The sequence below is a fragment of the Brevibacterium sp. CFH 10365 genome (genome assembly GCF_009299785.1).
In the GTDB taxonomy this organism is placed as follows: domain Bacteria; phylum Actinomycetota; class Actinomycetes; order Actinomycetales; family Brevibacteriaceae; genus Brevibacterium; species Brevibacterium limosum.
In genome coordinates, this window is the sequence record NZ_VIGO01000001.1 from 521,494 (window position 1) to 538,959 (window position 17,466).

Annotated in this window: 19 protein-coding genes; 9 read left to right on the top strand and 10 right to left on the bottom strand. The window is 66.7% G+C overall.

Features of this window, described 5'->3' with window-relative positions; all coding sequences use genetic code 11:
* Positions 1 to 46 precede the first annotated feature (46 nt).
* A complete protein-coding gene (locus FHG09_RS02195) occupies positions 47 to 604 on the top strand; it encodes a dihydrofolate reductase family protein (RefSeq protein WP_227492493.1) in 558 nt (185 codons plus the stop codon).
* A 36-nt stretch (positions 605 to 640) separates the two neighbouring features.
* Here FHG09_RS02195 and FHG09_RS02200 read toward each other — a convergent pair whose 3' ends face one another.
* On the bottom strand, positions 641 to 997 hold the full coding sequence (locus tag FHG09_RS02200; protein ID WP_152346051.1) for a VOC family protein: 357 nt from the start codon (positions 995 to 997) through the stop codon (positions 641 to 643).
* 248 nt (positions 998 to 1,245) lie between these two features.
* Here FHG09_RS02200 and FHG09_RS02205 point away from each other — a divergent pair, with 248 nt between their 5' ends.
* The 5 genes from FHG09_RS02205 (at position 1,246) to FHG09_RS02220 (ending at position 6,158) form a co-directional block, all read left to right on the top strand.
* Entirely contained in the window at positions 1,246 to 2,031 is a 786-nt protein-coding gene (locus FHG09_RS02205) for a SurA N-terminal domain-containing protein (protein ID WP_227492494.1), read from the top strand.
* A 243-nt stretch (positions 2,032 to 2,274) separates the two neighbouring features.
* Complete coding sequence (locus FHG09_RS02210) at positions 2,275 to 3,645, top strand: OFA family MFS transporter (protein ID WP_152346052.1); 1,371 nt, start codon at positions 2,275 to 2,277, stop codon at positions 3,643 to 3,645.
* Positions 3,646 to 3,660: 15 nt separating this feature from the next.
* The gene (locus tag FHG09_RS19700; protein WP_193627248.1) at positions 3,661 to 3,831 is read left to right on the top strand and encodes a hypothetical protein; all 171 of its coding nucleotides are present in this window, start codon (positions 3,661 to 3,663) and stop codon (positions 3,829 to 3,831) included.
* A 215-nt stretch (positions 3,832 to 4,046) separates the two neighbouring features.
* Positions 4,047 to 5,345, top strand: coding sequence for a S1C family serine protease (locus FHG09_RS02215; RefSeq protein ID WP_152346053.1), 1,299 nt, complete (start codon positions 4,047 to 4,049; stop codon positions 5,343 to 5,345).
* A 45-nt stretch (positions 5,346 to 5,390) separates the two neighbouring features.
* On the top strand, positions 5,391 to 6,158 hold the full coding sequence (locus FHG09_RS02220; RefSeq protein WP_152346054.1) for a TVP38/TMEM64 family protein: 768 nt from the start codon (positions 5,391 to 5,393) through the stop codon (positions 6,156 to 6,158).
* A gap of 2 nt (positions 6,159 to 6,160) precedes the next feature.
* Here the strand turns inward: FHG09_RS02220 and FHG09_RS02225 are convergent, their stop codons facing one another.
* The 9 genes from FHG09_RS02225 to paaA all read right to left on the bottom strand — a co-directional run bounded on the left by FHG09_RS02225 (position 6,161) and on the right by paaA (position 14,048).
* Complete coding sequence (locus tag FHG09_RS02225; RefSeq protein ID WP_152346055.1) at positions 6,161 to 6,937, bottom strand: enoyl-CoA hydratase/isomerase family protein; 777 nt, start codon at positions 6,935 to 6,937, stop codon at positions 6,161 to 6,163.
* Positions 6,938 to 7,019: 82 nt separating this feature from the next.
* On the bottom strand, positions 7,020 to 7,889 hold the full coding sequence (locus FHG09_RS02230; RefSeq protein WP_152346056.1) for a 3-hydroxyacyl-CoA dehydrogenase family protein: 870 nt from the start codon (positions 7,887 to 7,889) through the stop codon (positions 7,020 to 7,022).
* Positions 7,886 to 8,761 carry an enoyl-CoA hydratase/isomerase family protein gene (locus tag FHG09_RS02235; protein ID WP_152346057.1) on the bottom strand — a complete coding sequence of 292 codons (876 nt, stop codon included), beginning with the start codon at positions 8,759 to 8,761 and terminating at the stop codon, positions 7,886 to 7,888. The genes FHG09_RS02230 and FHG09_RS02235 overlap by 4 nt, the downstream gene beginning before the upstream one ends.
* A complete protein-coding gene (locus tag FHG09_RS02240; protein ID WP_152346058.1) occupies positions 8,758 to 9,921 on the bottom strand; it encodes a thiolase family protein in 1,164 nt (387 codons plus the stop codon). The genes FHG09_RS02235 and FHG09_RS02240 overlap by 4 nt, the downstream gene beginning before the upstream one ends.
* Before the next feature lie 91 nt (positions 9,922 to 10,012).
* Positions 10,013 to 11,131, bottom strand: a complete 1,119-nt coding sequence (paaE, locus tag FHG09_RS02245) for a 1,2-phenylacetyl-CoA epoxidase subunit PaaE (RefSeq protein ID WP_152346059.1) — start codon at positions 11,129 to 11,131, stop codon at positions 10,013 to 10,015.
* Entirely contained in the window at positions 11,131 to 11,682 is a 552-nt protein-coding gene (gene paaD, locus FHG09_RS02250) for a 1,2-phenylacetyl-CoA epoxidase subunit PaaD (protein ID WP_152346265.1), read from the bottom strand. Before paaD ends, paaE begins: the two co-directional genes overlap by 1 nt.
* A gap of 5 nt (positions 11,683 to 11,687) precedes the next feature.
* Positions 11,688 to 12,668: a 1,2-phenylacetyl-CoA epoxidase subunit PaaC gene (paaC, locus tag FHG09_RS02255; RefSeq protein WP_152346060.1), complete on the bottom strand. Its 981-nt coding sequence runs from the start codon at positions 12,666 to 12,668 to the stop codon at positions 11,688 to 11,690.
* 13 nt (positions 12,669 to 12,681) lie between these two features.
* On the bottom strand, positions 12,682 to 13,026 hold the full coding sequence (gene paaB, locus FHG09_RS02260; protein WP_152346061.1) for a 1,2-phenylacetyl-CoA epoxidase subunit PaaB: 345 nt from the start codon (positions 13,024 to 13,026) through the stop codon (positions 12,682 to 12,684).
* Positions 13,023 to 14,048 (bottom strand): 1,2-phenylacetyl-CoA epoxidase subunit PaaA, encoded by a 1,026-nt coding sequence (gene paaA, locus FHG09_RS02265; protein ID WP_152346062.1) that lies wholly within the window; start codon positions 14,046 to 14,048, stop codon positions 13,023 to 13,025. The genes paaB and paaA overlap by 4 nt, the downstream gene beginning before the upstream one ends.
* A gap of 497 nt (positions 14,049 to 14,545) precedes the next feature.
* On the opposite strand from paaA, the gene paaI reads away from it, so the two are divergent.
* The 3 genes from paaI to FHG09_RS02280 all read left to right on the top strand — a co-directional run bounded on the left by paaI (position 14,546) and on the right by FHG09_RS02280 (position 17,457).
* Positions 14,546 to 15,142 (top strand): hydroxyphenylacetyl-CoA thioesterase PaaI, encoded by a 597-nt coding sequence (gene paaI, locus FHG09_RS02270; protein ID WP_152346063.1) that lies wholly within the window; start codon positions 14,546 to 14,548, stop codon positions 15,140 to 15,142.
* A gap of 147 nt (positions 15,143 to 15,289) precedes the next feature.
* Positions 15,290 to 16,585 carry an AMP-binding protein gene (locus FHG09_RS02275; RefSeq protein ID WP_152346064.1) on the top strand — a complete coding sequence of 432 codons (1,296 nt, stop codon included), beginning with the start codon at positions 15,290 to 15,292 and terminating at the stop codon, positions 16,583 to 16,585.
* Positions 16,586 to 16,716: 131 nt separating this feature from the next.
* Complete coding sequence (locus FHG09_RS02280) at positions 16,717 to 17,457, top strand: TetR/AcrR family transcriptional regulator (protein WP_152346065.1); 741 nt, start codon at positions 16,717 to 16,719, stop codon at positions 17,455 to 17,457.
* The last annotated feature ends 9 nt before the right edge of the window (positions 17,458 to 17,466 follow it).

Consider the following 17,466-nt stretch of genomic DNA (forward strand, 5'->3'; position numbering starts at 1 on the left):
GGCAAGTAAAGTTGATCACCCGCGCCACTCGATGAGGAGACCGACCGTGCGCATCATCATCACTCAGAACACCACCCTCGACGGCCGCGTAGAGATGCTCGACGACTGGTTCGACCCGCAGGCCCAGGACGAGGAGCTCACGGCCGAACTCATGCGGCAGTCCGCGAACGAGGACGTGCTGCTGCTCGGTCGGCAGACCTTCGAGGACTTCCGCAGCTATTGGCCGCTGGTCACGGATGACACAACCGGGGTTGCGGCCCAACTGGACCAGGTCGACAAACGCGTCGTGTCATCGACGCTGACGGAACCCGGCTGGCAGAACACGCAGATCATCAGCGAAGATCCGATGCGGGCGGTCGCGCACCTGCGCGAGCAACCGGGCCGCGACATCATCGTCACCGGCAGCATCACTCTCGCCCACGAACTCATCTCGGAGGGCCTCGTCGACGAGTATCGGATGTTCACCTACCCCGTATGGCAGGGCCGCGGACGCGGATACTTCCACGACGGAGCACACTCGGCCAGGCCGCCTCGGCTCACGCTCATCGACTCGAAGGCTTTCCCGAGCGGCGTCACCTACTCGGCCTACGAGCCGAGCGCGTGAGGGACGCCCTGCAGCCATGACCGACCCGACCACCCCTCACGCCGTACCGAACATGACCTTCCGACCATCGGGGTCCTCGACGGTGACGACGACCTCGTCGACCTCGATGAGCGGCACACCCGTTCCCTTGATCCGTTCGAGGAACTCCGCCTGATCGGGGATTCGGAAGTACAGATGGGTGAGATTCGACTCGGCCACGGGCGGGAACGCGTAGTCGGCGAACGCCTCCGCCCCGTGGAGAGCGATCTGGATTCCCTCGGCATCGATGACGAAGTACGTGTAGTCCTCATCGCCTGCCGTCTCGAGTGGAAGATCGGCGATCTCGCGGTAGAAGGCGGCGGTCGCCTCGGGGTCGGTGCAGGTGAGGAACACCCCGCGAAACGTCGATTCCATGGCCGTCTCCCTTCGCTGCGGATGGCACGGACCGTGCTCCGTGCGATTCCGGTAGCCGCAGTGTACCCGCCGAGGCGGCCGACCGTCAGTTCCCGACCGACGAATCCCCGTCGAACAGAAGGTGCCCGGAACCTCCGCGCTCGTACCGCCGCCGATCGCCCTTGCCAAGTGACGCACATACTCCACACATTCTTCGGGGAGTCCGCCCTGTTAGCCTGGCAGGCTGAAACCGATGAGCAGGAGTGAATGTGCGAACGAACCGGTGGCTGCTGGGCCTGGCCATGTCCGTGACCGTAGTGGGGCTGGCCGCCTGCGGAAGTCAGGGCGACGACGCGAAACCGCAGGAGTCCTCGGCCGCAGCCGAACAGTCCCCCGGCGCCGACTCCGCTCAGGACCAACAGGGTCAGCAGGGCAAGCCGAACACGAAGGACATCCCCGAGGTGGTCGCCGAGGTCAACGGGGAGAAGATCGTCAAGGACGACTTCGTCCCCCTCTTCGAGACCCAGTACCAGCAGATGCAGATGCAGGCTCAGCAGTCCGGCCAGCCGGTCGACGAGAAGGACCTGAAGAAGCAGACCGCTGAGAACCTCGTCAGCACCGAAGTGCTCGTCCAGGAAGCCGATAAGCGCGACATCTCGGTGACGGACAAGGACATCGACAAGGGGCTCAAGGAATCAGCCAAGTCGGGTCAGATGAGCGAGAAGGACTTCCTCAAGGCCATGAAGGACCAGGGCATGGATGAGGAGAAGGTCCGCTCGGAGCTGAAGAACCAGCTGAAGATCGAAGGCCTCGTCGAGGACGAGTACGGCGAGTTCAAGGTCAGCGGCGAGGAGATCGGACAGGCCTACGAACAGGCGAAGGCCCAGCAGGAGCAGATGGCTCAGCAGGGCGGCCAGGGCCAGCAGGAGATGCCGCCGATCGAGGAGATGCGTCCCCAGCTCAAGGAACAGGTGAAGAACCAGAAGTCCACCGAGGCGACGCAGAAGTACGCGAAGAAGCTGCGCAAGCAGGCCGACGTCACGATCCACCTCTGAGTTCTCCGGGTTTCCGGTCGGGCCGGCCCCGGCGGCCCTCACCCCTCAACCACGGATTCCGTCCCACTTGGCAAGAAAGTGCCGCCTTTTCTCAAGAAAACACTGAGTGTTCCTCGCATTTCTCTTGTGTGGAACTTACCCTGATGTGGACTATTCGATCGGTCGGATCACTGCCGGTCGTACGCTCCGTCCGCTGACCGGTGTCGACGGTGACACGAGTCTCACTGCAGAAAAGGACTTCCCGTGGCTTCCATTCTCACGCGCTCCGCGATCGTCGCGCCGAAGAACTTCAACCGGTGGCTGATCCCACCGGCGGCTCTGGCCATCCACCTGTGCATCGGCCAGGTCTACGCATTCAGCGTCTTCAAGATCCCGTTCATGACGCATTTCGACGCGGGCGAGGTCTCGATCGGCTGGATCTTCTCGATCGCGATCCTCATGCTCGGCATCTCCTCGGCCGTCTTCGGTCCCTGGGTGGAGAAGAACGGTCCGCGCGCCTCCATGGTCGCAGCCGGAACCTGCTGGGTCGTCGGCTTCTTCATCGCCTCGCTTGGCATCGTGACCGGTCAGCTGTGGCTGGTCTACCTCGGCTACGGAGTCATCGGCGGAATCGGCCTGGGCATCGGCTATATCTCCCCGGTCTCGACCCTGATGAAATGGTTCCCGGACCGTCCCGGCCTGGCCACGGGCCTGGCCATCATGGGCTTCGGCGGCGGCGCCCTCATCGCCAGCCCGATGTCGAACCAGCTCATGGCCTTCTTCGGCGGCGGTGCCGATCCTGAGCACCTCGTCGCCGGTCTGACCCCGACCTTCGTCACCCTCGGCATCGTCTATGCCGTCGTCATCGCCGCCGGTGCCTTCGTGATCCGCGTCCCCCACCCCGAATGGACCCCGAAGGGCTTCGACCCGTCGAAGGTCGCAGCGAAGCCGATGCAGACGAAGGGCAACGTCTCGGTGCGCAACGCCATCCGCACACCGCAGTTCTGGCTTCTGTGGGTCGTCCTGTTCCTCAACGTCACCGCGGGCATCGGCATCCTCGAGAACGCCGCCCCGATGATCCAGGCCTACTTCGGCATCACCGCCGCCGCGGCCGCCGGCTTCGTCGGACTGCTCTCGATCGGCAATATGGGCGGCCGGTTCATCTGGTCGACGACGTCCGACTACCTCGGCCGGAAGAACAACTACATGATGTACCTCGGCGTCGGTGCGATCCTCTACCTCCTCGTCGCGCTCTTCGGCGGCGGTTCGATCATCCTCTTCGTGCTGGCCACCCTCATCATCATCTCCTTCTACGGCGGCGGATTCTCCACCGTTCCCGCCTACCTCAAGGACCTCTTCGGCGTCTACCAGGTCGGCGCTATCCACGGCGCGCTGCTCACGGCGTGGTCGGCGGCCGGCGTGGCCGGTCCGCTCATCGTCAACTCCGTCGTCGAAGCCGGGGAGGCGGCCGGAAAGTCCGGCCCCGCCCTCTACACTCCCGGCATGTTCATCATGGTCGGTGCGCTGGTCGTCGGCTTCATCGCCAATGCGCTCGTCCGCCCGGTCAGCGAGAAGTACTTCGAACGCGAAGAGGACGTCGCCGCCAAGCAGGCCGCCGCCCTCGAAGAGAACTGAAGGAAGGGTCCGATCATGAACGATTCCACCCCCGTCGCCCACGTCCCCGACTCCGGTTCACCGCAGTCGCCCGTCGGCGGCGCCTACAAAGCCGTCGGCTCCGTCCTCACCGTCGTCGTGGTCGGCGGCCTCGTCTGGGGCCTGTCCCTGACCGTGGTCAAGGCCGTCGCGATCTTCACCGGCTGACACCCTCGCCGAGGCGGCCCGCCCCCTCCGCGTGTGCCGATCCCCGGCAGAACCCCACCAGGTTCTGCCGGGGATCGGCATATTCAAGAACCGTTCTCGGCTCGCAGTTCACAAAGTCGAAGCCTCGCTCCAGTTGCGCCACAGCCTGGCCACAGCGTCCGGGTGCTGAATAGGAGTCATCAAGCACTCCCCCACAGCTGAGAAAGGCACAGACCATGAACGAGTCGAGGCGCACGAGGACGGCATACGCACAGAAGGGCATGCACAAGCGCCGCCTGGCGCTGGCGGTCACGGGTGCCGCCGCCGCGCTGGCGCTGACCGCCGGCGGCCTCACCGGAGTTCCCGCCTCGGCGGCATCGAATTCCGCTGTGGCTGCCGGCTCGGGCACGGAGATGCCCTTCACCGGTCAGCCCACCGACAACGGCAGCAGCATGTCTCCGGGCGTAGGCGGCAGCGCGTCTCCTGGCAGCGGCAGCAGCATGTCTCCGGGCACGGGAGGCAGCACGAGCCAGGAGGACGCCACCCCGGCGAGCGCGAAGGAGTCCACCGGCGTCGTCCTCATCGACACCCGGCTCGGCTATGAGAACGCCGAGGCGGCCGGCACCGGCATGGTGCTCAGCCAGGACGGACTCATCCTCACGAACAACCATGTCATCTCCGGTTCGACGAAGATCGCGGTCACCGTGGCCACGACGGGCAAGACCTATGAGGCCTCCGTCGTCGGCTCGGACTCGACGAAGGACGTGGCCGTGCTCAAGCTCAAGGACGCCTCGAACCTGCAGACGGCGACGATCGACGACGACTCCGTCTCGGTCGGCGACGATGTCACCGCCGTCGGCAACTCCGAGGGCGGCGGACAGCTGCAGGCCGCCGACGGACCGGTCACCGACCTCGGCGCTTCCGTCACCACGACAGCGCAGGCCACCGAGGATTCGGAGACGCTGGATGACATGATCGAGGTCCAAGCCGATATCGTCTCCGGTGATTCGGGCGGTGCACTGCTCGATGACGAGGGCGAGGTCGTCGGCATGAACACGGCCGCATCATCCGGCGCCCCAGTCGTCACCGGCTATGCCATCCCCATCGAGACCGCGCTGACGACTGCGGAGTCGATCATCGACGGTCAGCAGACGAGCACGAACACACTCGGCTATCCGGCGTTCCTCGGCATCGGCGTCGGCCAGTCCGATGACTCGGGACAGCAGGGTCAGTCCGGTCAGCAGGGCCAGTACGGCAGCGACGCGGACGGCCGATACGGGCAGTCCGGTGCTTCCTCGCAGACTGATGGCGCAGTCGTCGCCGGGGTCTACGAGGACACTCCCGCCGCCGAGGCGGGGCTCACCGCCGGTGACACGATCACCGCGATCGGCTCGACGCAGATCACCGACGGCACCGCCCTGTCCGAGGCCATCGCCGAGCACAAGCCCGGAGACACCGTGCCCCTGACTTGGACGGACGCCGACGGCCAGTCCCACACCTCGAATGTGACACTGGCCGAGGGCCCCGCAGCCTGAGGGGAAGATTGCCCAACCACCCCGGGCGAGACGTAAGATCGGGCCATGCCCGGACACGAAGACGCCTCGCCCGCGGAGTGGTCGCCCCGCACCCGGCACAACCGAGGGCGCCTCGACTGGTCGACGATCCTGCGCAACATCGCCCTGGCCCTGGCGCTGCTGGCCGCGGTGTGGGCGATCTTCAACGTCCGCCTGCCCTCGATCGACGTCTTGCAGGCCGATATCGCGGCCGCCGGCTTCTGGGGCTTCGGCGTCTTCATCCTCATCTACGCGGTCGTCGCCGCTACCCCCATCCCGGTGACGATCATGGCGACCGCCGGTGGTCTGATCTTCGGTCTGGCCTTCGGCACTCTGCTGTCGATGATCGGGGTCGTGCTCGGCTGCTGGGGCGGGTACTGGATCGCTCGGGCGCTCGGCCGGGAGACGGTGATGCGTCTGCTCGGTTCGCATGCCGAATCCGTCGAGTCCCGACTCACCGGCGGCGGGTTCTACGCAGTGTGCACCCTGCGCCTCATGCCCGGCTTCCCATACTGGCCGGTGAACTACGGCAGCGGGGCATTGGGAATCGACAGCCGCACGTTCCTCACCGCCACCATCATCTCGTCCCTGCCGGGGCAGCTCTCGCTGGTGGCCGTCGGCGCCTTCATCGGGGAACCGAATGTCCTGGGCGGCGTCGCCGTGGGAATCTCCTGGGCCCTGGTCATCACGCTCACGATCATCACGATGCGCCGATGGAAGCGCACTCGTGAGGCCTCGGCGGCGGAGGAGTCAGGGACGCAGGCGCCCGAGGATCGGACACCCGAGACCGACTGAACTCAGCCGAAGTTCGGTTTCCGCCTCTCTTGGAAGGCCCTGAACCCTTCGGCATAGTCCGGGGTCTGACGCGCCGATTCCTGCAGAACCGCCTCTTGGGCGAGCACCTCGACGAGGCTCGGCCGCTCGTCGGCGAGTTTCTGCACGAACCCCTTCTCCATGGCAAAGGCCTCGGCTGGTCCGGTGACGATCTTCTCCAGCTTCGATTCGACGAAGTCCGACAGCTCCGCGGCCGGGACCGCGCGGGAGACGACCCCGGTGGCGGCCGCCTCGGCGCCGGACATGAAATCACCGGTGACGATGAGGTCCATGGTCCGGTGGTAGCCGACCCGATCGAGGAACACGTGGTGGGCACCGGAATCGAGCATCGCGCCGATCGCGGCGAACGGGGACCCGAGCTTCGCATCATCGGCGGCGAAGATGATGTCAGCGGCCGCGGCGACACCGTACCCGAGCCCGAGCGCCGCCCCCTGAACCTGTGAGATCACGGGGATCGGCAGAGCCCGGATCGCTTGGAAGACGGGTGCGAAGATGTCGGCGAGGAAGGCGTGAGCATCATCGGTCTCGACGTCGACGTTCGCGATATCGCGGCCGGAGCAGAAGATCTTGCCCTCCCCGCGGATGAGGAGGACGCGCACGTTCGGGACCGCCTCGGCGACCTTGGCCACGGCGGCGGCGATATCGCGGAGGTTGTCCGCGTCGAGGGCGTTGCGGGTCTCCGGTCCGTCGAGGACGATCTCGGCGATCGGGCCCCGGTTCTTCAGCTGGATCTCGGTCATGGATGCTCCTTTGCGTGTCCTTGCGGTGGCGGCGCCTGCGGTGACGGACGCAGTCGCGCCCGTCACCAGGGGGCGCCGGGTGTCACCAGGTGTAGAAACCCTGCCCGGTCTTGCGGCCGAGTTCACCGGCGGCGACCTTGTCCTTCAGTATCTGCGGGGGTGTGAACCGCTCGCCGATCTCGGCGGCGAGGTGCTCGGCGATTCCCAAGCGCACATCGAGACCGACGATGTCCGTCGTCTGCAACGGTCCGGCCGGATGCCGGTAGCCCAGAGTCATGGCACGATCGATATCCTCGGCACTGGCGACGCCGTCTTCGACCATCCGCATCGCTTCCAGCGCCAAGGCCACACCGAGGCGGGAGGAGGCGAATCCGGGCGAATCCTTCACCGTGATCGCCGTCTTCCCCAGTGCCGTCACCCATTCCCTGGCGACCTCGACGAGCTTGGGATCGGTGTGGGTGCCGACGACGACCTCGACGAGTTCGGACACGGGCACCGGGTTGAAGAAGTGCAGCCCGATGAGCGCCTGCGGGCGCGGCAGGGCGGCGGCGAGCTCGTCGATCGACAGCGCCGAGGTGTTCGTGCCGATGCTGGCGGCCGGAGCGTGCTTCGCGACAGCGGCGAGCACCTCCTGCTTGAGTCCGACGATCTCGGGCACGGCCTCGACGACGAGGAGGGCCTCGTCGAGCAGGGTCGGGTCGCGGTCGACGACGACGGTTCCGGGCACATCGATGCCCTTGGACTGCGACTTCTCGATCGATGCGTCGATGCGCTGTCTGGCAGCGGCCACGGTGTCGTCGGTGTTCTCGATGACGATGACGCGAGCGCCGGCGGTGGCGAAGGCATGCGCGATCCCCGCACCCATCCGACCGCCGCCGAAGACACCGACGACGTCGGGGACGCGGGCGGTGGTGGGGGCCACCTCGGTGGGGGTGTCTGTGGTGTCGCTCATGCGTTGTCGCCTTCTTCTCGGGTGCGCGAATCGCGCTGCTGGTCGATCGCTTCGGTGGCAACGGCTTCGGCGCGTGCGCGCTCGGCCGCTTCCTGTTCGGCTGCCTTCTTCGCCTTCTTGGCCTCGCGTTTGGACAGGAATGCGTCCATCCGCGCGAACTTCTCTTGCGATTCGAACAGCACGGCCTGAGCCACATTGTCGATGAGCGGATGCGCCTCACGCGGTGCGTGGAACGCCGATTTGCTCAGCCGCACGGCCAGGGGTGCGAAGCTCGCAATCCGATCAGCAAGCGCCTGACCGGCCAATTCGAGATCCTCGGGGTCGACGACGTCATTGAGCAGACCGATCGCCTTGGCCTCATCGGCCTGCAGAGTGCGACTGGCGAGCAGGATCTCCTTGGCGCGGGGTTCGCCGACGAGTTCGCGCAGACGCCAGGCGGCTCCGGCGGCGGCGAGGATGCCCAGTCCGGTCTCCGGGTTGCCGATCTTCGTCGAGGGGGTGCCGATGCGGAAGTCCGCGGCGAAAGCGAGCTCGGCACCACCGCCGAGGGCGAATCCCTCGACGAGGGCGATGACCGGCATCGGCAGCTCCTGGATGCGGGTGAAGATCTTCGAGTTGATGCCGGCCAGGGCATCGTCACGGCGACGATTCCGCAGCTGGGCGATGTCCGCACCGGCGGCGAAGACTCCCGAGGTGCCGGTGAGGATCGCGACCTTCGGTTCGGCCTCGAGTTCGGCGCATACGGTGTGGAGGGCATCGACCATCGATTGGTCGATGGCGTTGCGCACCTCTGGCCGGTTGAGCCGGATGATCATCCGATCCTCGTAGCGCTCGATGATCACCGGCGAGGCGCTGTCTGCCCCCGCGCTCATGCACGCTCCAGCAGCAGCGCCGAACCCTGTCCGACGCCCACGCACATCGTCGCCAGGCCCTTCTTCGCCCCGACCTGTTCGAGACGGTTGAGCAGGGTCAGGGTGATGCGGGTGCCCGAACAGCCGAGCGGATGGCCGAGCGCGATCGCTCCGCCGAAGCCGTTGACGGTCTCCGGGTCGAGGCCGAGGTCGCCCATGCATGCCAGCGACTGCGAGGCGAAGGCTTCATTGAGTTCGACGGCCTCGAGGTCGTCGACGCTCCACCCCGCGCGCTCGAGCACCTTCCGGGTGGCGGGCACAGGCCCGATGCCCATGATCTCCGGGGACACTCCGGCGTTGGCGCCGGCGACGACGCGGGCGCGCGGGTTGAGTCCGTGCTTGTTCGCATAGTCCTCGGACACGAGTACGACGACGGCGGCTCCGTCATTGAGTGACGACGAGTTTCCGGCGGTGATGACCCCGCCGGGGCCGTGGATGGGACGCAGCTTGCCGAGCTTCTCCAGGGTCGAGTCGCGCGGTCCCTCGTCGGCGGTGACCTCACCGATGGGCAGGATCTCCGGATCGAAGCTGCCTGCCTTCTGCGCGGCCAGAGCCGACTGATGCGACCGATAGGCGAATTCGTCGAGGGCCTCGCGGGTCAGCTTCCACTTCTCGGCGACGCGCTCGGCCGTCTGCGGCATCGACAGGGTCGTGTCCTCACCGAAGACGGGGTTCGTGAACCGCCATCCGATCGAGGTGTCCCAACTCCGACCCGGCTTCGACCAGGCGCGCGAGGGCTTCTCGCTCACCCAGGGGGCGCGGGTCATCGATTCGACTCCTCCGGCCACGACCACCTCGGCGTCTCCGGCGGCGATCATCGCCCGCGCCGTCGTGATCGCGGTCATTCCCGAGGCGCACAGGCGGTTGACGGTGAATCCGGGCACGGATTCGGGCAGCCCGGCGAGCAGCACGGCCATGCGGGCGATGTTCCGATTGTCCTCACCGGCCTGATTCGCCGATCCGAGGATGACCTCGTCGATGTCGGAGGCGTCGATGCCGGAGCGTTCGATGACGGTCTTGAGCGTTGTGGCCACGAGGTCATCGGGTCGCTGGTCGGCCAGAACTCCTCCGTAGCGTCCGATGGGGGTGCGCAGTCCGTCCAGAATGAATGCCTCGGGCATGGGTCTCCTCGCTGAAGAGTTCGGGTAGGTGACATGGTACGGGCTTGCGCCCGAAGGAGTGCGGGCACGCGCCCGCTCGGGTTCGGGTCGCTCAGGAGTCGAAGTCGACGAGGACTTCGTCGCTGACGGGGAACGTCTGGCAGGTGAGGACGAAGTTCGCCTCGACCTCGGCGTCTTCGAGTGCGTAGTTGCGGACCATGTTGACCTCGCCGCCGCAGATCTTCGCACGGCAGGTTCCGCACACGCCGCCCTTGCAGGCGAACGGCAGATCGGACCGGGATTCCTGCGCGGAATCGAGGATGGTCTTGCCCTGCGACATCGCCGAGGTGGAGCGTTTGCCGTCGAGGACGACCGTGACCTCGCTCGTCGCACCTTCGACCACCTTGTCGGCGTGGACGACCTCCGGCGGCGGTTCGTCGACGTAGAAGAGCTCGAAGTGGATCTTCTCCTTCGGCACGTCGAACTCGGCGAGCACCTTGCGCGCATCTTCGAGCATGCCGAAGGGTCCGCACAGCCACACATGGTCCATGCTGCCGATCGGGACGATGGCGGTCAGCAGATCCCTCAGCTTCTCCTCGTCGAGGCGGCCGGAGAAGAGCTCGACATCGCGGGGTTCGCGGGAGAGCACGTGGACGAGGTCGAGCTGCTGGTTGCGGGCGTCCTTGAGGTCGGCGAGCTCCTCGGCGAACATCACGGTGTTCGTGTGCCGATTGCCGTAGAGGAGAGTCACCGAGGCTTCGGGATTGCTCAGTACGGTCGAGGCGATGGAGAGCATCGGGGTGATTCCCGAACCTGCGGCGATGCACAGGTGCCTGCCGCCGGCGGAGGCGTCGGCGCGGAAGCTGCCCGAGGGCGGCTGCACCTCGATCGTGTCGCCGGCTCGGACCTCGTTGACCAGCCACAGGGAGAAGAGCCCCTCGGGGACTTCGCGCACGCCGATGCGCGGAGCGGTTCCGGCCGGGGCGCAGATCGAGTAGCTGCGACGGTGCTCGGCGCCGTCGATGACGCGGCGCAGCGTCAGGGACTGTCCTGCCGCGAAGTCGAAGAGCTCGGAGTACTCGCCCGGCACGTCGAAGGTCACGGCGGCCGAATCCTCGGTGAGGTGGTCGACGGAGCTCACGGTCAGCGGGTAGAAGGCCGACCGGGAGAGTCCGTCGGCGGGCTCGGTGGCGGGGGCCGCCTCGGCGGTCTGATCGATCGTGTCGGTCATCAGATCTCCTTCACATGGTCGAACGGTTCGAGGCAGTCGTTGCACTGGTACATCGCCTTGCATGCGGTCGCGCCGAATTCGGAGGACAGCCTGACATCGTCCGATCCGCACAGCACACAGGTCACTGCCCGGCGGGTGGGCATGAGCGTCAGCGCCACCGGGCCCTGCCGGGCGGGTGCGGCTCCGGGTGGGGAGATTCCGGCATCCTTGAGCGCCTTCTTCCCGCGCTCGGTGATCCAATCGCTCGTCCAGGCAGGTGTCAGGGACACGCGCACCTCGGCGTCGGGGAATCCGGCGTCGAGGAGTTCGCGCTGCAGGTCATCGCGCATCGTCGCCATCGCCGGGCATCCCGAATAGGTGGGTGTGATGGTGGTGACGACGTGGTCGTTCTCGATCGTGACGTCGCGCAGGACGCCGAGGTCGAGCAGAGTGAGCATCGGCATCTCGGGGTCGGTCACACGTTCGGCGGCGGCCCAGGCACGGTCGATCGCCTCGGCGTCGTCGGCCGGGGTGTGAGCTGCACCGGCGGCGGTCGGGTAAGTCTCGAGCATGGCGGTCACCACTGCCCCTCCGGGTGCTCCCGGGCGACGACCTGCATCTCGGCGAGCAGCTTCGACAGGGCTTCCGTGTGGAGTCCGTCGCGGCCCTTGCCGCCGTGGACGCCGACCCCGGCCAGACCGCCTCGCTCGGGCCGGTCGATTCCGGCCGCGGCGAACACCTGGTCGATGATCACGGATGCTTCGTCGGCCACCTCGGCGGGGTCGACACCGATTCCGGCTTCGGCCACGGCGGCTTCGACCGGGTGGGTCTCGAAGAGTTCGGACCACAGCGGCCACAGACCAATCAGCGCAGTGACCAGGCGGGACTTCGACTCTTCGGTGCCGCGGGCCAGGGTGAGCACCCAGCGTCCGGCGAAGTCGCGGTGGTAGGACATCTCCTTCACGCCCTTGGCCGCGATGGCCGCGAGCACGGTGTCGCGGCTGCCGGTGAGGCGTTCGAAGATCGACAGGCGCCAGGTGGAGTAGATGAGGATCTTCGCGACCGCCTCGGCGAAGTCGCCGTTGGGGACCTCGGCCAGGCGGACGTTGCGGAAGGCGAGGTCGTTGCGGAAGTACGCGAGTCGGTCCTCATCGGGCACCGGGGAGCCTGCGGGCAGTTCGGGCACGAGCTCCGGATCGGCGGCTGCGGCGCGGGCGAGCAGGAGACGCGCCTGGCCGAGGAGGTCGAGGGCGATGTTCGCCAGCGCGATGTCCTCTTCGAGATCCGGGGCCATCGAACACCACTCGGAGATCCGCTGGCTGAAGACGAGCGCGTCATCGCCGAGCATCAGGCAGTAGGCGCCAAGGCCCTTGGGGTCGACGCCGTCGGGCACGGTCGTGTCGACACCGGCCAGGGGGTCTTCGAAGTCGGTGCCGAAGGCCCAGTTCGCGTCATTGACGAGCAGTCCGGAGTACGCGTTGTCGTGCGTATCGTGGTCGACGTTCGTGCCGGCTTCGTCGTGTTCGACGTGGATGGTGGGTTCGTTGTTCGCAGTCATCGGCTCGTCCTCCTCACATATGGGGGACATCGGAGGGGATGTCGTAGAAGGTGGGGTGGCGGTAGACCTTGTCGCCGCTGGGGGCGAACATCGGGTCCTTCTCGTCCGGGCTCGAGGCCGTGATATCGGCTGCGCGGACGACCCAGATGCTCACGCCTTCGTTGCGTCGGGTGTAGACGTCGCGGGCGTGGTGCAGTGCCATCTGATCATCGGCGGCGTGCAGGGATCCGACGTGGACGTGGTTGAGTCCGCGCTTGCCGCGGACGAAGACCTCGTAGAGCGGCCATTCGCCGCGGGGTGCCTTCGCCGAGGCGGCGTTGTCTTTCGCCGAGGCTGGGCCGGGGTTGGTCTCGGTCACTTCGCTGTCTCCTCGGGTGTGGTGGTGTCGACTCCGGCTGCGGGGGACGACGTTTTGGGGGCGGCCGCCTCGGCGGTCTGGTTCTCGGCGAAGGCGAGCGCGGCTTCGCGCACCCAGGCTCCTTCGTCCCACGCGCGCCTGCGGTGGGCCAGGCGCTGTTCGTTGCAGGGGCCGTTGCCCTTGACGACGTCCCAGAATTCGTCCCAGTTCGGGGTGGAGAAGTCGAAGTGTCCGCGCTCTTCGTTCCACTTGAGGTTCTCATCGGGGAACGTCACGCCGAGGGCCTCGGCCTGCGGGACGGACATGTCGACGAACTTCTGGCGCAGCTCGTCGTTGGTGTGGGTCTTGATGCCCCAGGCCATCGACTGCTCGGTGTTCGGCGAGTTGTCGTCGGGCGGTCCGAACATCATCAGCGCCGGCCACCAGAAGCGGTTGACCGATTCCTGGACCATCTCACGCTGGGCCTCGGTGCCGCGCATCATCGTCATCAGCAGTTCGTAGCCCTGGCGCTGGTGGAAGGACTCTTCCTTGCAGATGCGGATCATCGCGCGGCCGTAGGGGCCGAAGGAGGTCCGGCACAGCGGCACCTGGTTGCAGATGGCCGCCCCGTCGACGAGCCAGCCGATCGTGCCGACATCCGTGTAGGACAGGGTCGGGTAGTTGAAGATCGAGGAGTACTTCTGCTTGCCGGCCACAAGCTTCTCGGTGAGCTCGTTGCGCGTGGCCCCGAGGGTCTCGGCGGCCGAGTAGAGGTAGAGGCCGTGCCCGGCTTCGTCCTGGACCTTCGCCAGCAGGATCGCCTTGCGCCGCAGGGAGGGTGCGCGCGAGATCCAGTTGCCTTCGGGCTGCATGCCGATGATCTCCGAGTGCGCGTGCTGCGCGACCTGGCGGATGAGCGTCTTGCGGTAGGCCTCGGGCATCCAGTCCCGGGGTTCGATCCGATCCTTGGCCTCGATCGTGGCGTCGAACTGCTCCTGCAGCTGTGCCTCGTCGTGGCGGTTGTCGTTCACTTGAGTTGTCATGACCACTCCACCCTTGGATGTGCCCTTGTCAGGACCTGCCTCGGTCAGCGGCTGCCAACCTCGAATCGGTCCGACCATCGTAAGACCTTCGGCCCGGGGCATCCATTTACTGACCATTTGTTCTGTATTGTTGCCACAAGTGTCGCACACCCCGCGCCCGGGTGCAATGCCGCCCACGACGGAGTCGTCCCGCCGCGCCGCCGTGCCGTTCAGTGGATTGCTGGGTCGATCCACGGCGTCATCGGTGCCGAAACCACCGTGCATCGACCCAACAATCCGATTTCTGCCGCCGAGCAGCACTCTGGCACGACCGATTGACACCGCAGGACTTGACAGCGTCGGCGATCGGAACGATATTTATTGACCAGATGGTCGTTTATTCTCCGACGGGCTGACCGTCCGGGATCACGGGGAACTCTCACCGTCGTCCACACGCAGCGGCGCAGGCACTCCTCGTGCACCGGCGCCAGAACCCGCGACTCGAGGAGGAGCCGACTATGGGCCAGCCCGCCCACGATACGACGACCGCGGAGTCGGAGACCCCAAGCGACCCCTCCCCCACCGAGGCGGCTCCCGAATCTCGCACCGAGGCGGCCACTCCGCCCCCCGCAGATTCCCTCACCGAGGCGGGCCCAGAGACCGAGGGGGCCCACGGAACCAGTGCGTCCCCCGCAGATTCCACCACCGAGGCCGCGCCCGAGCTCACCGGTGCGGCCGCGATGTTCGCCAATGACCGGGCTTCACAGCATCTGGGCATCAGCGTCGATGACCACGGACCCGGCTGGGCCCAGTGCTCGATGACGGTCAGCGAGATCATGACCAACGGCCACGACATCACCCACGGCGGCTACGTCTTCCTCTTCGCCGACACGACCTTCGCGATGGCCTGCAACTACCCGGGCTCGATCACGGTCGCCTCGGGAGGGGACATCGACTTCCTCAAACCCTCGCACCTCGGAGACAGGCTCGTCGCCCGCGGCCGCGAAGTCGTCAGGCAGGGCCGCTCGGGCATCTACGACGTCACGGTCACCCGCGGCGACGACATCATCGCCACCTACCGCGGCCGCTCCCGCACACTGCCCGCTCGCAGGTAGACCCCGCCGCTCACCCGAACCGACGACCGGCACCCCGCCGAACGAACCCCACCGCACCACCCGTCGACGACCGGACACCGAAGCACGGTGGACCACCTCGGCGGTCTTTGGATCTGACACACAGAAGCTATTCGCAAGGAGACGACGATGACTGAGACCGACCTCGACGCCGGCGAACGGATGAGCCTGGACGAGCTGCGCGCCGACCAGCTGAAGAACCTCAAGACCTCGGTGACCACCGTGTACGAGAAGGTCCCCTTCTACCGGAAGGCCTTCGACGAACTCGGCGTCACCCCCGCAGACATCACGAGCCTCGAGGACATCGCGAAGCTGCCATTCACGACCAAGCAGGACCTGCGCGACAACTACCCGTTCGGACTCTTCGCCGTCCCGCAGGAGCAGGTCGCCCGCATCCACGCCTCCTCGGGCACCACCGGCCTGCCGACGGTCGTCGGATACACGATGGGCGATCTCGATCGGTGGGGCAGCCTCATCGCCCGGTCCATCCTCGGTGCCGGCGGCAAGCGCGGACAGATGATGCACAACGCCTACGGCTACGGCCTGTTCACCGGCGGACTCGGCGTCCACGGGGCGGAGCGTCACGGCTTCACCGTCGTGCCGATCTCCGGCGGTCAGACCCCGCGCCAGGTGCAGCTGATCCAGGACTTCAAGCCCGATATCATCACGGCCACCCCGACCTACCTGCTCACGATCCTCGACGAATTCCACAAGCAGGGCATCGATCCGACCTCGACGAGCCTGAAGACAGCGATCTGCGGCGCGGAGCCGTGGACGGACGAGATGCGCACGGAGATCGAGAACTCCTTCGACATCAACGCCGTCGACATCTACGGCCTCTCCGAGGTCATGGGCCCCGGCGTGGCCTGCGAATCCGCGGTGACGAAGGACGGCCCGACGATCTGGGAGGACCACTTCTATCCGGAGATCGTCGATCCCTTCACCGGCGAGGCGCTGCCCGACGGCCAGGAGGGCGAACTCGTCTTCACCTCGCTGACGAAGGAAGCGCTGCCGATCATCCGCTACCGCACGCACGATCTGGCGACGCTGCTGCCCGGCACCGCACGCCCGAACTTCCGCCGCATCTCGCGCATCACCGGCCGCTCCGATGACCTCATGATCATCCGCGGAGTCAACGTCTACCCCGCGAACGTCGAGACCGTGCTCTTCGAGTTCGCACCCCTGAGCCCGCACTTCCAGCTCGTCCTCACCCGTCCGGGTCGGATGGATGAGATGACCGTCGAGGTCGAGGCCCGAGAAGGCGTAGGCGCCGTCGAGATCGACGGTCTCGACAAGCTCGTGGCCGCCCGGATCAAGGAGCGCCTCGGCGTCTCCTGCACCATCGACATCAAGCTGCCCGGCGACCTGCCGCGCTCGGTCGGCAAGATGAAGCGCATCATCGACCGCCGCGAAGGCGTGCGCTGAGATGAGGCGCTGGGCATGCGCTGAGATCAGTCCTGCTGTGAGTGCTGAGGTCAGCCCTGCAGCGAGTCCTGCCGTGAGTGCTGTGACCTGCGTCGCGACACTCGCCGAGGTGGCCGATTAGACTGATGCGCATGCCCGAATCGTCCTCACCCGCGTCGACATCGCCCGGATCGACGTCGCCGACGTCTGCATCGAACGCTTCTTCTTCGACCACCCCCGCCGAGGCGACCGCCGCCGCGTCTGCCGCCTCCACCGGGGCGACCGCCCCCACCGAGGCGACCGCCAAGCGTTCGCGCCGCGGCCGTCCCGGCTACGACCGGGAGACGCTGATCAACAAGGCCACGGAGGTCTTCGTCTCCCGTGGCTACGACGGCACCTCCATGGACACGGTCGCCCGTGAGCTCGGCATCACGAAGTCAGCGATCTACCACCATGTGAAGTCGAAGGAAGAGCTGCTGCATCTGGCGATCAGCCGCGGGATCCGCGCGCTCGACTCGGCAGTCGAGACCGAGAGCCTGCGTGAGAACCTCACCGCGCTCGAGCGCCTGCAGCTGGCCGTGCGCGCCAGCGTGGTCATCCTCATCGAGTACCACCATTCGGTGACCCTGCTGCTGCGCGTGCGCGGCAACTCACCCCTCGAGCGCGACGCCCTCGAGGCTCGCCGCAACATCGATGCGAAGGTCCGTGCGCTCGTCGAAAGCGCCATCGCCGAGGGCGGTCTGCGCTCGGACTTCACCCCGGGTCTCATCACGCGCCTGCTCTTCGGCATGGTCAACTCGATCACCGAGTGGTATCGACCCGGCTATCCCGTCGACCCCGACACCATCGCCGAGGCGGTCACGACGATGGCCTTCCAGGGCCTGGAGAGCTGATCGCCTCCT

What these genes read in the sequence shown, in the direction of transcription:
- FHG09_RS02215 (WP_152346053.1), top strand. Translation starts at nt 4,047, where the DNA reads ATGAACGAGTCGAGGCGCACGAGGACGGCATACGCACAGAAGGGCATG.
- FHG09_RS19700 (WP_193627248.1), top strand. Translation starts at nt 3,661, where the DNA reads ATGAACGATTCCACCCCCGTCGCCCACGTCCCCGACTCCGGTTCACCG.
- FHG09_RS02280 (WP_152346065.1), top strand. Translation starts at nt 16,717, where the DNA reads ATGCCCGAATCGTCCTCACCCGCGTCGACATCGCCCGGATCGACGTCG.
- FHG09_RS02200 (WP_152346051.1), bottom strand. Translation starts at nt 997, where the DNA reads ATGGAATCGACGTTTCGCGGGGTGTTCCTCACCTGCACCGACCCCGAG.
- FHG09_RS02275 (WP_152346064.1), top strand. Translation starts at nt 15,290, where the DNA reads ATGACTGAGACCGACCTCGACGCCGGCGAACGGATGAGCCTGGACGAG.
- FHG09_RS02240 (WP_152346058.1), bottom strand. Translation starts at nt 9,921, where the DNA reads ATGCCCGAGGCATTCATTCTGGACGGACTGCGCACCCCCATCGGACGC.
- paaI (WP_152346063.1), top strand. Translation starts at nt 14,546, where the DNA reads ATGGGCCAGCCCGCCCACGATACGACGACCGCGGAGTCGGAGACCCCA.
- FHG09_RS02235 (WP_152346057.1), bottom strand. Translation starts at nt 8,761, where the DNA reads ATGAGCGCGGGGGCAGACAGCGCCTCGCCGGTGATCATCGAGCGCTAC.
- FHG09_RS02220 (WP_152346054.1), top strand. Translation starts at nt 5,391, where the DNA reads ATGCCCGGACACGAAGACGCCTCGCCCGCGGAGTGGTCGCCCCGCACC.
- paaA (WP_152346062.1), bottom strand. Translation starts at nt 14,048, where the DNA reads ATGACAACTCAAGTGAACGACAACCGCCACGACGAGGCACAGCTGCAG.
- paaC (WP_152346060.1), bottom strand. Translation starts at nt 12,668, where the DNA reads ATGACTGCGAACAACGAACCCACCATCCACGTCGAACACGACGAAGCC.
- paaE (WP_152346059.1), bottom strand. Translation starts at nt 11,131, where the DNA reads ATGACCGACACGATCGATCAGACCGCCGAGGCGGCCCCCGCCACCGAG.
- FHG09_RS02225 (WP_152346055.1), bottom strand. Translation starts at nt 6,937, where the DNA reads ATGACCGAGATCCAGCTGAAGAACCGGGGCCCGATCGCCGAGATCGTC.
- FHG09_RS02230 (WP_152346056.1), bottom strand. Translation starts at nt 7,889, where the DNA reads ATGAGCGACACCACAGACACCCCCACCGAGGTGGCCCCCACCACCGCC.
- paaD (WP_152346265.1), bottom strand. Translation starts at nt 11,682, where the DNA reads ATGCTCGAGACTTACCCGACCGCCGCCGGTGCAGCTCACACCCCGGCC.